This is a genomic window from Streptomyces sp. NBC_01341 (genome assembly GCF_035946055.1).
Lineage (GTDB): Bacteria > Actinomycetota > Actinomycetes > Streptomycetales > Streptomycetaceae > Streptomyces.
Window position 1 is genome coordinate 3,162,253 of sequence record NZ_CP108364.1, and the last position, 14,498, is coordinate 3,176,750.

Consider the following 14,498-nt stretch of genomic DNA (forward strand, 5'->3'; position numbering starts at 1 on the left):
GGTCGTCGCCAAAAGTCGAACAATGACCTGGCTGGAAACGGAACGTACCGTGTCGTGACGTTCCGTGTACCGCACCGTTCGTGCCGTTCGGGCCGCGACGAGCCGATCGGGGGACGGCTCGACCGGCCGACGGCGCGGACGGTCCGTACCTGGCCCGGGGGCACTGCCTCAGACGCTGATGTCCCTCGTCGTGAAGCGCGCCCATGCCGCCGAGCCGAACACCGCGGCGTACAGCGCCTGCAGGCCGAGGTTCCTGACCATCTCGTCCCAGTAGACCGGGTCGCGCAGCAGGTCCGAGAAGGACGGCCAGTAGTGCGGGAAGAGATACGGATGGATCCCGTGCAGCTGCGGCATCGTGTCCAGGATCTGTACGGTGATGAGCACCCCGACCGTGGCCGCCATCGCCGCGATCCCGCTGTCGGTGAGCGTGGAGACGAACAGCCCCAGAGCCGCGAAGCCGACGAGTGACACCGCCACGGCGAGCGCGATCAGTGCGGCCCGCACGAGTCCCTCGCCGAATCCGATCCGCGTCCCTGAGATCGTCGTGACCTCGCCGACGGGGAAGAGCAGGGCTCCCGTCACGAGCGCCGACACCGCGACGACGAGGGTGGCGACCAGGCAGAACACCAGCACCGACGCGTACTTCGCGAGCAGCAGCCGGGTCCGGCCGGCCGGGGCGACCAGCAGGTAGCGCAGGGTGCCACCGCCCGCCTCTCCCGCGACCGAGTCGCCGGCGACGACACCGACCGCCATCGGCAGGAAGACCGGAAGCGTCACGGAGAGCGCGGCGAAGACGAGGAACAGCCCGTTGTTCGTGATCTGCGAGAGGAACGCCGGCCCGCCCCCCGGGCCCCCGGTCGTGCCGTCGCCCGTCTCGATCCGCACGGCGACCCCCACGAGCACGGGGACGGCGGCCAGCACACCGAGCAGGGCCAGGGTGCGCCGGCGGCACAGGGTGACGGTCAGTTCGGAGCGGAGGATCCCCAGGGTCCACAGCGCGCGCCGCGGTTCGCTGGACGCGGGAACCGCCGTGAGTTCAGCCTGCGACATCGAATCCCTCTCCGGTGAGTGCGACGAAGGCGTCCTCCAGCGAGGCACGTTCGACGCCGAAGGCGCGCACCCGTACACCGCCGCGCACCAGGGTCTCGTTGACGTCCGCGAGGTCGACGTCGGCCGGCGGCGCGTCGGCGCTCACCCGGTCCCCGTCGGCCGTGACGCCGGTCGCCCCGTGCTCCGTGAGGATGCGCGCGGCGTCACCCGCGTCGGGGGTGGTCACGGCGAGACGGCCCCGGGCGCCGGCGGCGAGCTCGGCGACGGGGCCCTGGACGGCCAGCCGGCCCCGGGCCATGACCGCCGCGTGCGTGCAGACCTGCTCGATCTCGTCGAGCAGGTGGGAGGAGAGGAAGACGGTGGTGCCCTCCGCCGCCAGTTCGCGGACGAGAGCGCGGACCTCTCGCATGCCCTGCGGGTCGAGGCCGTTCGTCGGCTCGTCCAGCACGAGGAGTCTGCGCGGCCGGAGCAGCGCGGCGGCCAGCCCGAGACGCTGCTTCATCCCCAGCGAGTACGCCTTGGCCCTCTTCCCGCCGACGGCGGCGAGACCGACCCGCTCCAGCGCGCCGTCCACCCGCGCCCGTCTGGTGCGCGGGTCGGCCGCCGGGTCGGCGGAGTCGAAGCGGAGGAGGTTGTCACGGCCCGTCAGGAACCCGTACAGGGCGGGCCCCTCGATGAGCGCCCCGACGTGCGGAAGCACGGCGCGGCCCGCCTCCGGCATGGGGCGGCCCAGAACGTGGGCGGTGCCGGACGTGGGGGCGATGAGGCCCATGAGCATCCGGATCGTCGTGGTCTTGCCCGAGCCGTTGGGCCCCAGGAAGCCGAAGACGCTGCCGGCGGGGACCGTGAGGTCGAGCCCGTCGACCGCCAACTGGCCGCCCCGGTAGCGCTTGGTGAGCCCGTGCGTCGCGATCACGGTCCCGGGCCAGGGCCCCGTGTCCGGCCGCGCCGTCGCGGCCGCTGTGTCGGTCATGCGCCCTCCCGGGTCCTCGTACCCCGCCGTGCAACGGATCCGCCCCGCCGTACGGAGCGTACGGCGGGGCGGGGGCCCTGCGTGTGCACGGCCCGGCGGTGTCGTCCGCCGTCACCGGGGCGTCCTACTCGGCGGCGTCGGCCGCCTTCACCAGGGTGTCCTGGGTGACGGCGCCGACGTAGACCTTGCCGTCGTCCGTCATGAGGGCGTTGACCAGGCGCGTCTTGAAGACCGTGCCCGAGCCGAAGTCGCCGGTGACCTTGTCGCCGAGGGCGTCGAGGAACTGCTGGGCCTGCGCCGGCATGTCACCGGAACCGGAGCCCTGGGCGGGGAGCCCGGCGCCGCCCGGGACGTCGATCTCGGCGACGGCGTTCCAGCCCTGGCCGATCACGTCGAGGCCCTTGAAGCCCTCCAGCGCTCCGAGGTCCTTCGGCGCCTTGCCGGCCGCACCGTTCCTCCCGGCCCCGTCCTTCATCTCGTCGGCCTCGGTGACCTTCGCGCCCTTCGGCGGGGTGAAGGAGAAGGAGGACGCGTCGGGCTTCGAGAAGTCGACCTTCGTGAAGCCGGCATCGACGGCGGCCTTGCCACCGGAGCTCGTGGCCAGCGTGAACTTCAGCGGCACGCCGGTCGCCGAGTCGACGGCCACCCTGACGGACCCGATCGTCGAACCGGACTGCTTCGGCTTGATCAGCAGCTGGTACGCGTCGCGCCCCGCCACCTGTGCCGTGCCGTCGACCGAGACGGACGTGGTGTCGTCCGCGGCGGCGAGGGCCTCCTCGGCGAGCTCCTTCGGCGTGGCGGGGACGCCCTTGGGCGCCTTGTGCTTCCCGCCCGGCCGCTCGGCCCCCTCGGACTTCGCGTGGTAGACCTCGTTGCTCTCGCTGTCGTAGCCCCAGACGTCGTCCCCGTTGTGGACGAGGCTGTACTCGGAGCCCTCTCCGAGGATGGACAGGCGCTGCCGGTCGGGTCCGTCTGCGGCCACCCGGAGCGTGTGCGTCCCGGACGCCAGCTCCATCAGCTTGCTCTCGGGCGCGGCACTCGCGTCCCCGCCGCCCGCGTCCGGCGCGAAACTGCTCGCGATACCGCCGAGCGAGGGGATTCCGAGGTCGGTGCTGATCTTCATCGTGCCGGACAGCTGCTCCTGGTCCGACGCGGCGATCTTCTCGATGAGCTCCTGCGCCGTGATGTCCGGCAGTTCCGGGTCGCCGGACGCGGCGAGCGCCGGGACGAGCCCGATCGTCGCGGCCGCTACTCCCGCCACCGCGAACGGGACGATGTAGCGCGCCTTCTTCCGGCGGCCCACGACAGTCCCCGTGGCCTCGCCGTTGGTCTCCGCGCTGTCGTTCGGTGCCATGTGTGCTCTACCTCCGTGGTCGGCGGCTGCCATCGCGTTGCACTCGTCCACTCCCCGCCGCCATTCTCACCCGATGTGGTCAGGAGTGGTTGTTGTCCATCTGACCAAATACGGCGGGGACAAGCGTCAGCCCCCGGGAGCAACTCGGCGTACCTCTCCGGGATGACCCCGGACCGCGGAGGGGGCGGGCACCCTTAGGGGGTCAGCCCGCGCGGTGCACCACGGCGTCGCAGAGTTCTTCCAGCGCGGCCTTCGCGTAGCACTCGGGCAGCGGCGCCAGCGTGGCCCGTGCCTCCTGGGCGTAGCGCACGGTGTCGCGTCGTGCCTGCTCCAGCGCGGGGTGGGCCCGCAGCCTGTGCAGTGCTTCCGCCAGCCTGCCGTCGTCGGCGAGGTCGCCGTCCAGCAGCTCCACGAGTTCCCGGTCCTCCGGCCGTCCGTCGGCCGCGGCCCGGGCGCGCAGGTGGAGCACCGGGAGCGTGGGAATGCCCTCGCGCAGATCGGTTCCGGGCGTCTTGCCGGACTCGTGGGAGTCGGAGGCGATGTCCAGGACGTCGTCGGCGAGCTGGAAAGCGATACCGAGGCGTTCGCCGTACTGGGTGAGGATGTCGACGACGGACTCGTCCGCACCGGCCATCAGCGCGCCGAAACGTCCGGATACGGCGACCAGCGAACCGGTCTTGCCGCTCAGGACGTCCATGTAGTGGTCGACCGGGTCGCGCCCGTCGCGCGGGCCCGCGGTCTCCAGGATCTGGCCGGTCACCAGACGCTCGAACGCCTCGGCCTGGATGCGTACGGCCTCGGGGCCGAGGTCGGCCAGGATGTGCGAGGCGCGCGCGAAGAGGAAGTCGCCGGTCAGGACGGCGACGGAGTTGCCCCAGCGGGTGTTCGCGCTGTCGACCCCGCGGCGCACGTCCGCCTCGTCCATCACGTCGTCGTGGTACAGCGTCGCCAGGTGCGTCAGTTCGACGACCACGGCCGAGGGCACGACCCCGGGCGCGTCGGGGTCGCCGAACTGGGACGCGAGCATGACCAGCAGTGGCCGGAAACGCTTGCCCCCCGCACTGACGAGGTGCTGTGCGGCCTCCGTGATGAACGGGACCTCGCTCTTGGTGGCAGCCAGCAGCCCCGCCTCGACATCGGCCAGACCGGCCTGGACATCTGCCTCCAGCGCCTGGTCCCGCACGCGCAGTCCGAACGGCCCGACGACGGTCACGAGGGGATCTCCTGTCTGCTGACGATCACACGGAATGTCGATGTGTCGTTGTCCTCACTCGAGCCAGCGTATCCGGTCCCCTTTGGATCACCGTGGGCGCCTTCCCGCCACCGCCGGTATGTTCGGGTTCAGCTCATACGATCAGGAGTTGCCGCTTTGTCCCCTGCCACGACCGGTACCGGGCCGGCCGCCCCACCACCCGAGGACGACCACGCCTTCTTCGGCCGGCCGAGGGGTCTGCCGGCCCTGTCCGGGGTGAAGGTCCCCGGGCGCTCGCCGACGGGATCCGGGCCCGGACCGTGACGTTCTCCGGCGAGGTCTCCCACCCCGCTCACTCCGGTGTCAACGGCGCTGTCGCGGCCGCTGTGGCCGTCATCGCCGCCGCTCCCCGGCCGAAGCGCACGACGCACCCCGTCCACTGAGGTTCCGCCATGCAGATCCGCACCGCGTTCCCCTACGAGACCACCCACGAGGACCTCTACATCCCGCTGCCCGGGGGCACGCGGCTGTACGCCCGGATCTGGCGTCCGGTCACCGACGAACCGGTGCCCGCCCTGCTGGAGTACCTGCCCTGCCGGCTGAGTGACGGGACGGCCCCGCGCGACCGGCAGCGGCATCCCTGGTACGCGGGTCACGGCTACGCCTCGGTACGGGTCGACGTGCGCGGGCACGGCAACAGCGAGGGCATGCCGGGCGACGAGTACGACGCTACGGAGCTCGCCGACGGGGTCGCCGTGGTGCACTGGCTCGCCCGGCAGGAGTGGTGCTCGGGCCGGGTCGGCATGTTCGGCATCTCCTGGGGAGGGTTCAACTCGCTGCAGATCGCCGCGCTCGCGCCGGAGCCCCTGAAGGCGATCGTCACCGTCTGCTCGGCCGACGACCGTTACGACAACGACGTCCACTACATGGGCGGCTCCGTGCTCGGGGTGGACATGCACGCCTGGGCGTCCACCCTGCTCGCCTTCGTCTCGCGACCGCCCGACCCGGCGGACGTGGGTGACGGCTGGCGGGACATGTGGCTGAGCCGGCTCGAAGCGGTGGAGCCGTTCATCCACACGTGGCTGGCGCACCAGACCCGCGACGACTACTGGAGGCACGGCAGCGTCTGCGAGGACTACGGCGCCATCAAGGCGAACGTCCTGGCCGTGGGCGGCTGGCACGACCCGTACCGCGACACCGTCCTCAGGCTCGTCGAGCACCTGGACCCCTCGAAGGTGCGGGGTCTGATCGGCCCCTGGTCGCACCAGTACCCGGACCGGGGACTGCCGCCGGGGCCCGCGATCGGCTTCCTTCAGGAGACGCTGCGCTGGTGGGACCAACACCTCAAGGGCGAGGACACCGGGGTGATGAACGAGCCCCTGCTCCGGTCCTGGATCAGCGGCTCGCATCCCCCGGCCACGGTCTACGAGACGCTGCCCGGCCGCTGGGTCGGCGACGCCACGTGGCCGTCCGAGAACGTCACCCCGGTGGCGTACGCGCTGGCCGGCGGGGAGCAGAGGGTCAGCTCGCCGCAGCAGACCGGGCTGGACGCGGGGCGGTTCCTCCCCTTCGGCAACGACGCGGACCTGCCGCCCGACCAGCGGGACGAGGACGCCAAGTCGGTGTGCTTCGAGTTCCCCGTCGAGGAGTCCCCCATCGAGATCCTCGGCAGGCCGAGGGTGCGGCTCCGCATCCGGATGGACGCGCCGCGCGGCCAGGCGATCGCCCGCCTCTGCGACGTGGCGCCGGACGGTTCCTCCACGCTGGTGACGCGCGGCGCCCTCAATCTGGCCACCCGGCACGGGCGGGACCGAGCCGAGGACTGGCCGGCCGGCGGGACCGAGGACGTGACCTTCGAGCTCAGCGGCATCGGGCACACCTTCCCGCCCGGACACCGGATCAGGATCGCCGTCTCGTCGTCGTACTGGCCGTGGATCTGGCCGCAGGCCGGCTCGGCGGGCTTCACGCTCGACGCGGAGGGGAGCCTCGTCGAACTCCCGGTACGCCGGCACACCGAGGACCCGGGCATCACCTTCGGCGAACCGGAACAGGCGGAGCCGCTCGGCGTCGTCCATCCGGTCACCCTCGACGAGCAGCGGCCGGAGCGCCTGGTGGTCCGGGACGTCGCCAAGGGCGAGTGGCGGCTGGAGGTCGGTCCGCGCCACGGCGGCACGCGCGTCCACCCCGACGGTTTGGAGTCCACCGAGGACGCCCTGGAGACGTACACGATCCAACAGGACGACCCGCTGTCCGCCAGGGCCCGCTCCGACTGGACGATCCGGCTGCACCGGCCGGAGATGTCCTGGGACGTACGGGTGGAGACGCGGTCGGAGCTGAGCGCGGACGCGGACGACTTCATCGCGTCCGACGAGGTCGTCTGCAGGGACGGCGACGAGATCGTCTTCCACCGGACCTGGGAGAAGCGCATCCCGCGGACAGCCGGATGACCAGGGTTATCGCGTAACTTTCCGGGCATTACGCCTACTTGACGGCACTGCCGCCGGAGATCGGCGCCGACGTAACGTGTCCCCCAAGCGACCTGGAAAGCGAGGCAGCAACAGATGCCCGAGCAGAGCAGCCCGCTCGATCCGGCCGAGGGCGATCCCTTCGGCCCGCACAACCTTCCGTACGGCGTGTTCTCCACCCCGGGACACCCGGCCGACCGCAGGGTCGGCGTCCGCGTCGGCAACCACGTCCTGGACGCCGGGGCGGCCGCGCACGCGCTCGGCTCGCCGTACGCCCAGTTGCTGGCACAGCCCAGCCTCATGCCACTCCTGGCGGCGGGCCGGACCGCCTGGCGCGACGTGCGGCGGGCCCTGACCGCGTGGGTGACCGTCCCGGCGCACCGCCCGGACATAGAGCCCCTGCTGCACCCGCTCGACGAGGTGACACTGCACCTGCCGTACGAGGTCGCCGACTACGTCGACTTCTACGCCAGCGAGCACCACGCCACCAACGTGGGAAGGATCTTCCGGCCGGACGGCGTGGCCCTCACCCCCAACTGGAAGCACCTGCCGATCGGTTACCACGGACGGGCCGGCACCGTCGTGGTGTCCGGTACGGACGTGGTGCGCCCCTCCGGCCAGCGCAAGGCCCCCGCGGACCCGGCGCCCGTGTTCGGCCCGTCGGTGAAGCTGGACATCGAGGCGGAGGTCGGCTTCGTCGTCGGCGTCCCCTCGGAGCAGGGATCACCGGTCGCCCTCGGCGACTTCCGGGAGCACGTCTTCGGGCTCTCGCTGCTCAACGACTGGTCGGCGCGCGACATCCAGGCCTGGGAGTACGTGCCGCTGGGCCCGTTCCTCGGCAAGTCCTTCGCCACCTCGGTGTCGGCATGGGTGACCCCGCTGGAGGCCCTGGACGCGGCACGGACGGCACCACCGGCCCGGGACTTCCCGCTGCTTCCCTACCTGGAGGACGCGGACGACGAGGAGCCGGGCGGTTTCGACATCCGCATCACGGTCGCCGTCAACGGACAGACCGTGTCCGAGCCGCCGTTCTCCACCATGTACTGGACGGCCGCGCAGCAGCTGGCGCAGATGACCGTGAACGGCGCCTCGCTGCGGACGGGCGACCTGTACGGCTCCGGCACCGTCAGCGGCGCCGAGCCCGGCGAACGCGGGTCCCTGCTCGAACTCACCTGGAACGGCCGCGATCCGCTGGACCTGCCCGAGGGCAAGCGGACCTTCCTGGAGGACGGCGACACGGTCACCCTCACGGCCTGGGCACCGGGCGCGCACGGAACACGCGTCGGGCTGGGAGAGGTCACCGGACGGATCGTGGCCTCGTAGGAAGCGCACCGCCCCGGCTCGCTCGGACAGCGGTGGCTGGGCGGGGGCGCCGGCGGCCGGGGCGGAAGGGGCGGGACGGAGCGCTGGTCAGCGACGCGTGAGGCGGTCACACGTTCGGGGGGACCTCATTCCGTTCCCTGCGGATACGCTGAAGAGTCCCGCGAGACTGCCTCCCATGGGAGCACTGATGAGCATCGGACCCGAGGCCCCCGAGCCGCGGTGGGCGGTCCCGCCCGTGGGCGGCTGGACCGCCGATGACCTGGACACACTCCCGAATCTGCCTCCGCACACGGAGCTGATCGACGGGAGTCTGGTTTTCGTGAGTCCGCAGACCGTTTTCCATGAGCGCGCGATCGACTATCTCAAGTGGCAACTGCAGTCGCTCGCACCGCTCGAGCTGGAAGTCTTCCGCGAATTCACCATCGACGTCGACTTCCAGAACCGGCCCGAACCCGACGTGGTCGTCGTGCGCGCGGACGCGGTCGAGAGCCTGCGGCAGACCCGGTTCCCCGCGAGCAGTGTGCTGCTCGCCGTCGAAGTCGTGTCCGACGAGTCCGTCACCCGTGCCCGGGAGACCAAGCCCCTCAAGTACGCGCGGGCCAGGATCCCGCACTACTGGCGGGTGGAGAACCAGGACGGCCGTGCCGTGGTCTACGTCTTCGAGCTGGAACCGGCCACCGGCGCGTACACGTCCACGGGGATCTTCCACGACCGGATGAAGGTCTCCACGCCTTTCCCGGTCGACCTCGACCTGACCACGATCGTCTCCCGCCGCAGGGCGACGGACCCCCGATAGCACGCGCCGCCCGCGCTCACTCGAACTCGGGCGGCTCCTCGTCCCAGCCGAACTCCGGGTCCGCGTCCTGCGCAGGGGTCCGGGCCGGCGGCGCAGCCGTACGGGCCGGTGCGGAGGCGGCTTCGGGGGCTGTCGACGGCTCCGCCTCCCCCAGTCCGGCGAGCACCTCCAGCACACCCTCGCCGTACGTCGCCAGCTTCTTCTCGCCCAGTCCGCCGACCCCGCCCAGCTCCGCGAGGGAACCCGGGCGCAGCGTCGCGATCTCCCGCAGGGTCGCGTCGTGGAAGATCACGTACGCCGGAAGGCCGAGTTCCTTGGCCTGGGCACCGCGCCAGGCGCGCAGCGCCTCGAAGACCGGGACCGCCTCCGCCGGAAGGTCGGCCACCGCTGCTGCCGCCTTGCCCTTGCGCTCGCCCCTGGAGGACCGGGACGTCGGCTTCTTCGGCTCCTTGCGCAGCAGCACCTCACGCTCCCGGCCGAGCACGGAACCGCTCTCATCGGTCAGCACCAGCGTGCCGTACTCACCCTCGACGGCGAGCAGCCCCTGGGCCAGCAGCTGGCGCACCACTCCGCGCCACTCCGCCTCGGCCAGCTCCTCACCGATGCCGAAGACCGAGAGCTGGTCGTGGTCGAACTGGATCGTCTTCGCCGTCTTGCGGCCCAGCAGGATGTCGATGATCTGCCCGGCCCCGAACTTCTGGTTGCGCTCGCGCTTCAGCCGGACGACGGTCGACAGCAGCTTCTGCGCGACCACCGTGCCGTCCCAGGTCTCCGGCGGGGCGAGGCAGGTGTCGCAGTTGCCGCAGGTCTCCTCCCCGGGCTCCTGACCGAAGTAGGTCAGGAGCTGGGCGCGGCGGCACCGCACGGTCTCGCAGAGCGCCAGCATCGAGTCGAGGTGTGAGGCCGCCCGCCGCCGGAAGGCCTCGTCGCCCTCACCGCCCTGGATCAGCTTCCGCTGCTGGACGACGTCCTGGAGGCCGTACGCCATCCAGGCCGTGGACGGCGCGCCGTCACGGCCGGCGCGGCCGGTCTCCTGGTAGTACCCCTCGACGGACTTCGGCAGGTCGAGGTGCGCGACGAAGCGCACATCGGGCTTGTCGATTCCCATGCCGAAGGCGATCGTCGCGACGACGACCAGTCCCTCCTCGCGCAGGAAGCGCGCCTGGTGCTTCGCACGCGTCCCGGCGTCCAGGCCCGCGTGGTAGGGCACGGCCTCGATGCCATTGCGGCTGAGGTACTCGGCGGTCTTCTCCGTGGAATTGCGCGAGAGGCAGTAGACGATGCCCGCGTCGCCCGCGTGCTCCTCCTCGAGGAAGGTGAGCAGCTGCTTCTTGGGGTCGGACTTGCCGACGATGCGGTACTGGATGTTCGGCCGGTCGAAGCTGGCGACGAAGTGCCTGGCCTCGGGCATGCCCAGCCGCTGGGTGATCTCGCGGTGGGTTGCGTCGGTCGCCGTGGCTGTCAGCGCGATGCGCGGCACGTCGGGCCAGCGCTCGCCGAGGACGGACAGGGCCAGGTAGTCGGGGCGGAAGTCGTGGCCCCACTGGGCGACGCAGTGGGCCTCGTCGATGGCGAAGACGGAGATCTCGCCGCGGGCCAGGAGCGAGAGCGTGGAGTCGAGGCGCAGCCGCTCCGGCGCCAGGTACAGCAGGTCGAGCTCCCCTGCCAGGAACTGGGCCTCCATCGAGCGGCGCTCGTCGAAGTCCTGGGTGGAGTTCATGAAACCGGCCCGGACGCCGAGGGCACGCAGGGCGTCCACCTGGTCCTGCATGAGCGCGATGAGCGGGGACACCACGACGCCGGTGCCGGGCCTGACGAGGGCCGGGATCTGGTAGCAGAGCGACTTGCCGCCGCCCGTGGGCATGAGCACGACCGCGTCGCCACCGCCGACCACGTGGTCGATCACCGCGCCCTGCTCACCGCGGAACGCCTCGTACCCGAATACCCGGTGCAGCGTCTCCCGCGCCGCGCTCTCGGTCGTCACACTCATCGTTCCCGTCCGCCCGTCCCTGCCGTCCGACTCTCCTTTGCAACCATAGGCGCCGTGTACGACAACGCCGGACGGGCTTGACTTCCTGGCCCGTCCGGCGTTGTCGTGTGCTGCGGCGCGTTACCGCACGAACACTCCCGCCTGGCTCGCCAGGTCCAGGAAGTACTGGGGGGCGAGGCCCAGCACCAGGGTGACCGCGACGCCGACCGCGATCGTCGTCATCGTCAGCGGGGAGGGGACGGCGACCGTGGGGCCGTCCGCCTTCGGCTCGCTGAAGAACATCAGGACGATGACCCGGATGTAGAAGAACGCGGCGATGGCCGACGAGATCACACCGACCACGACGAGTCCGCTCGCGCCGCCGTCCGCCGCCGCCTTGAAGACGGCGAACTTCCCCGAGAAGCCCGAGGTGAGCGGGATGCCGGCGAAGGACAGCAGGAAGACCGCGAAGACCGCCGCCGTCAGCGGCGAGCGCCGGCCGAGCCCGGCCCACTTCGACAGGTGCGTCGCCTCGCCCCCCGCGTCGCGCACCAGCGTGACGACGGCGAAGGCGCCGACGGTCACGAAGGAGTACACGCCCAGGTAGAAGAGGACGGACGAGATGCCCTCGGGGCTGGACGCGATGACACCGGCCAGGATGAAGCCCGCGTGGGCGATAGAGGAGTAGGCCAGGAGCCGCTTGATGTCGGTCTGGGTGATAGCGACGATCGCACCGCCCAGCATCGTGACGATCGCGACACCCCACATGACGGGACGCAGGTCCCAGGTGAGGCCGGGCAGCACCACGTACAGCAGGCGCAGCAGAGCACCGAATGCGGCGACCTTCGTGGCCGCCGCCATGAAGCCGGTGACCGGGGTCGGGGCACCCTGGTAGACGTCCGGGGTCCACATGTGGAACGGCACGGCGCCGACCTTGAAGAGCAGGCCCATGAGGATCATGGCCGCGCCGATCAGGAGCAGTGCGTCGTTGCCCATGGTGTCGGCGAGCGCCGGGTCGATGTCCTGGACCGTGCCGTCCACGACGTTCGCGATACCGGCGTACGAGACGGTGCCCGCGTAGCCGTAGAGCAGGGCGATCCCGAAGAGGAAGAACGCCGACGAGAAGGCGCCGAGCAGGAAGTACTTCACGGCCGCTTCCTGCGACATCAGCCGCTTGCGGCGGGCGACGGCACACAGGAGGTAGAGCGGGAGGGAGAAGACCTCCAGCGCGACGAACAGCGTCAGCAGGTCGTTGGCCGCGGGGAAGACCAGCATCCCGGCTACGGAGAACATGGCCAGCGGGAAGACCTCGGTGGTGGTGAAACCGGCCTTGACCGCCGCCTTCTCCCCTTCGCTGCCGGGGACCGAACCGGCCTGTGCGGCGAAGGAGTCCACGCGGTTGCCGTGCGAGGCCGGATCGAGGCGCCGCTCGGCGAACGTGAAGACGGAGACCATCGAGACGAGCAGGATGGTGCCCTGGAGGAACAGGGCCGGGCCGTCGACGGCGACCGCGCCCATCGCGGCGATGTGCGCGTTCTTCGAGGCGTACCCGTCCGCGGCGAGCCCGATCACCGCGGCGAACGCGGCGGCGAGGGCCACCACGGTCAGGGCGACCTGCGTGGTGTAGCGGGCTCGGCGCGGGACGAACGCCTCCACGAGGACACCGAGGACGGCGACGCCGACCACGATGAGGACGGGCGCGAGTTGGGCGTACTCGATGTCCGGCGCGGTGAAGGCGTCGCCCGGAGCAGCGGATGTCACCCCGCCCGCCGTCGTCCACAGACTGTGGACAGCTGTTGCGCTCACTTGGCGGCCTCCACCTCGGGCTGGGGGTCCTTCTTCTGTACGTCCTGCATGGTGTGCTGCACCGCCGGGTTGACGACATCGGTGAGCGGCTTCGGGAAGACGCCCAGGAAGATCAGCAGGGCGATCAGCGGCACGGCCACCGCCAGTTCACGGACCTTGAGGTCGGGCATGCCCCCGATCCCCTCCCTGACCGGCCCCGTCATCGTCCGCTGGTAGAGGACGAGGACGTAGAGCGCGGCGAGCACGATGCCGACGGTGGCGATGATGCCGGCCACCGGGTACGCGCTGAACGTGCCCACCAGGACGAGGAACTCACTGACGAACGGGGCGAGGCCGGGCAGCGAGAGCGTGGCCAGGCCTCCGATCAGGAAGGTGCCGGCCAGGACCGGGGCCACCTTCTGCACCCCGCCGTAGTCGGCGATGAGCCGCGAACCACGCCGGGTGATCAGGAATCCGGCGACCAGCATCAGCGCGGCCGTGGAGAGCCCGTGGTTCACCATGTAGAGCGTGGCGCCCGACTGGCCCTGGCTCGTCATCGCGAAGATCCCGAGCACGATGAAGCCGAAGTGCGAGATCGAGGCGTAGGCGATGAGCCGCTTGATGTCGCGCTGGCCGACGGCGAGCAGCGCGCCGTAGACGATGGAGATCAGCGCGAGGACGAGGATCACCGGCGTCGCCCACTTGCTGGCCTCCGGGAACAGCTGGAGGCAGAAGCGGAGCATCGCGAAGGTGCCGACCTTGTCGACGACCGCGGTGATCAGGACGGCCACCGGCGTGGTGGACTCCCCCATGGCGTTGGGCAGCCAGGTGTGCAGCGGCCACAGCGGGGCCTTCACCGCGAAGGCGAAGAAGAAACCGAGGAACAGCCAGCGTTCGGTGCTGGTCGCCATCTCCAGCGAGCCGTTGGCCCGGGCCTCGGCGATCTCGGAGAGCGAGAAGCTCCCCGCGACGACGTAGAGGCCGATGACCGCGGCCAGCATGATGAGTCCGCCGGCGAGGTTGTAGAGGAGGAACTTCACGGCCGCGTAGCTGCGCTGCGCCGCCGCGTTCTCGTCACTGCCCGAGTGCGCCCGGTCCCCGAAGCCGCCGATGAGGAAGTACATCGGGATGAGCATGGCTTCGAAGAGGATGTAGAAGAGGAAGACGTCGGTGGCCTCGAAGGAGAGGATCACCATCGCCTCCACCATCAGGATCAGCGCGAAGAAGCCCTGGGTGGGGCGCCAGCGGGAGGAGCTGGTCTCCAGAGGATCGGCGTCGTGCCAGCCGGCCAGGACGACAAAGGGGATCAGCAGTGCGGTCAGCGCGATGAGCGCCACCCCGATGCCGTCGACCCCGAGTTCGTACCGGACACCGAAGTCCCTGATCCAGGCGTGGGATTCGGTGAGCTGGTAGCGGTCGCCGCCCGGTTCGAAGCGGGCGAAGACGATGCCCGCGAGGACCAGGGTGGCCAGCGACACGAGCAGCGCGAGCCATTTCGCGGCGGTGCGGCGCGCGGCCGGGACGGCGGCGGTGGCGATCGCGCCGATCGCAGGGAGCGCCGCCGTCGCTGTCAGGAGGGGAAAGGACATGA

Annotated in this window: 11 protein-coding genes; 4 read left to right on the forward strand and 7 right to left on the reverse strand. The window is 71.0% G+C overall.

The genetic code is table 11. The annotated features are described in order from the left end of the window. Nucleotides 1–168 precede the first annotated feature (168 nt). From OG206_RS13735 to OG206_RS13750, 4 genes are all read right to left on the reverse strand, one after another. A complete protein-coding gene (locus OG206_RS13735; protein ID WP_327115778.1) occupies nt 169–1,050 on the reverse strand; it encodes an ABC transporter permease in 882 nt (293 codons plus the stop codon). After that, nucleotides 1,037–2,023, reverse strand: coding sequence for an ABC transporter ATP-binding protein (locus OG206_RS13740; protein ID WP_327115780.1), 987 nt, complete (start codon nt 2,021–2,023; stop codon nt 1,037–1,039). Before OG206_RS13740 ends, OG206_RS13735 begins: the two co-directional genes overlap by 14 nt. A 124-nt stretch (nt 2,024–2,147) precedes the next feature. Further along, nucleotides 2,148–3,377 (reverse strand): LolA family protein, encoded by a 1,230-nt coding sequence (locus OG206_RS13745; RefSeq protein WP_327115782.1) that lies wholly within the window; start codon nt 3,375–3,377, stop codon nt 2,148–2,150. A 202-nt stretch (nt 3,378–3,579) separates the two neighbouring features. Further along, nucleotides 3,580–4,590, reverse strand: coding sequence for a polyprenyl synthetase family protein (locus OG206_RS13750; protein ID WP_327115783.1), 1,011 nt, complete (start codon nt 4,588–4,590; stop codon nt 3,580–3,582). Between the two features lie 299 nt (nt 4,591–4,889). Here OG206_RS13750 and OG206_RS13755 point away from each other — a divergent pair, with 299 nt between their 5' ends. The 4 genes from OG206_RS13755 (at nt 4,890) to OG206_RS13770 (ending at nt 9,153) form a co-directional block, all read left to right on the forward strand. Next, nucleotides 4,890–5,012 (forward strand): hypothetical protein, encoded by a 123-nt coding sequence (locus OG206_RS13755; RefSeq protein ID WP_442805844.1) that lies wholly within the window; start codon nt 4,890–4,892, stop codon nt 5,010–5,012. Nucleotides 5,013–5,021: 9 nt separating this feature from the next. Continuing rightward, complete coding sequence (locus OG206_RS13760) at nt 5,022–7,016, forward strand: CocE/NonD family hydrolase (protein ID WP_327115785.1); 1,995 nt, start codon at nt 5,022–5,024, stop codon at nt 7,014–7,016. A gap of 114 nt (nt 7,017–7,130) precedes the next feature. Continuing rightward, nucleotides 7,131–8,357, forward strand: coding sequence for a fumarylacetoacetase (fahA, locus tag OG206_RS13765; RefSeq protein WP_327115787.1), 1,227 nt, complete (start codon nt 7,131–7,133; stop codon nt 8,355–8,357). A gap of 187 nt (nt 8,358–8,544) precedes the next feature. Next, nucleotides 8,545–9,153: a Uma2 family endonuclease gene (locus OG206_RS13770; RefSeq protein WP_327115789.1), complete on the forward strand. Its 609-nt coding sequence runs from the start codon at nt 8,545–8,547 to the stop codon at nt 9,151–9,153. 16 nt (nt 9,154–9,169) lie between these two features. Here OG206_RS13770 and recQ read toward each other — a convergent pair whose 3' ends face one another. The 3 genes from recQ to OG206_RS13785 form a co-directional block, all read right to left on the reverse strand. Next, nucleotides 9,170–11,143, reverse strand: coding sequence for a DNA helicase RecQ (gene recQ, locus OG206_RS13775; RefSeq protein ID WP_327115791.1), 1,974 nt, complete (start codon nt 11,141–11,143; stop codon nt 9,170–9,172). A gap of 120 nt (nt 11,144–11,263) precedes the next feature. Then, a complete protein-coding gene (gene nuoN / locus OG206_RS13780) occupies nt 11,264–12,928 on the reverse strand; it encodes an NADH-quinone oxidoreductase subunit NuoN (RefSeq protein WP_327115793.1) in 1,665 nt (554 codons plus the stop codon). After that, nucleotides 12,925–14,496, reverse strand: coding sequence for an NADH-quinone oxidoreductase subunit M (locus tag OG206_RS13785; protein WP_327115795.1), 1,572 nt, complete (start codon nt 14,494–14,496; stop codon nt 12,925–12,927). The genes nuoN and OG206_RS13785 overlap by 4 nt, the downstream gene beginning before the upstream one ends. Nucleotides 14,497–14,498 lie beyond the last annotated feature (2 nt).

What these genes read in the sequence shown, in the direction of transcription:
- OG206_RS13735 (WP_327115778.1), bottom strand. Translation starts at nt 1,050, where the DNA reads ATGTCGCAGGCTGAACTCACGGCGGTTCCCGCGTCCAGCGAACCGCGG.
- OG206_RS13740 (WP_327115780.1), bottom strand. Translation starts at nt 2,023, where the DNA reads ATGACCGACACAGCGGCCGCGACGGCGCGGCCGGACACGGGGCCCTGG.
- OG206_RS13745 (WP_327115782.1), bottom strand. Translation starts at nt 3,377, where the DNA reads ATGGCACCGAACGACAGCGCGGAGACCAACGGCGAGGCCACGGGGACT.
- OG206_RS13760 (WP_327115785.1), top strand. Translation starts at nt 5,022, where the DNA reads ATGCAGATCCGCACCGCGTTCCCCTACGAGACCACCCACGAGGACCTC.
- fahA (WP_327115787.1), top strand. Translation starts at nt 7,131, where the DNA reads ATGCCCGAGCAGAGCAGCCCGCTCGATCCGGCCGAGGGCGATCCCTTC.
- OG206_RS13770 (WP_327115789.1), top strand. Translation starts at nt 8,545, where the DNA reads ATGAGCATCGGACCCGAGGCCCCCGAGCCGCGGTGGGCGGTCCCGCCC.
- recQ (WP_327115791.1), bottom strand. Translation starts at nt 11,143, where the DNA reads ATGAGTGTGACGACCGAGAGCGCGGCGCGGGAGACGCTGCACCGGGTA.
- OG206_RS13785 (WP_327115795.1), bottom strand. Translation starts at nt 14,496, where the DNA reads ATGTCCTTTCCCCTCCTGACAGCGACGGCGGCGCTCCCTGCGATCGGC.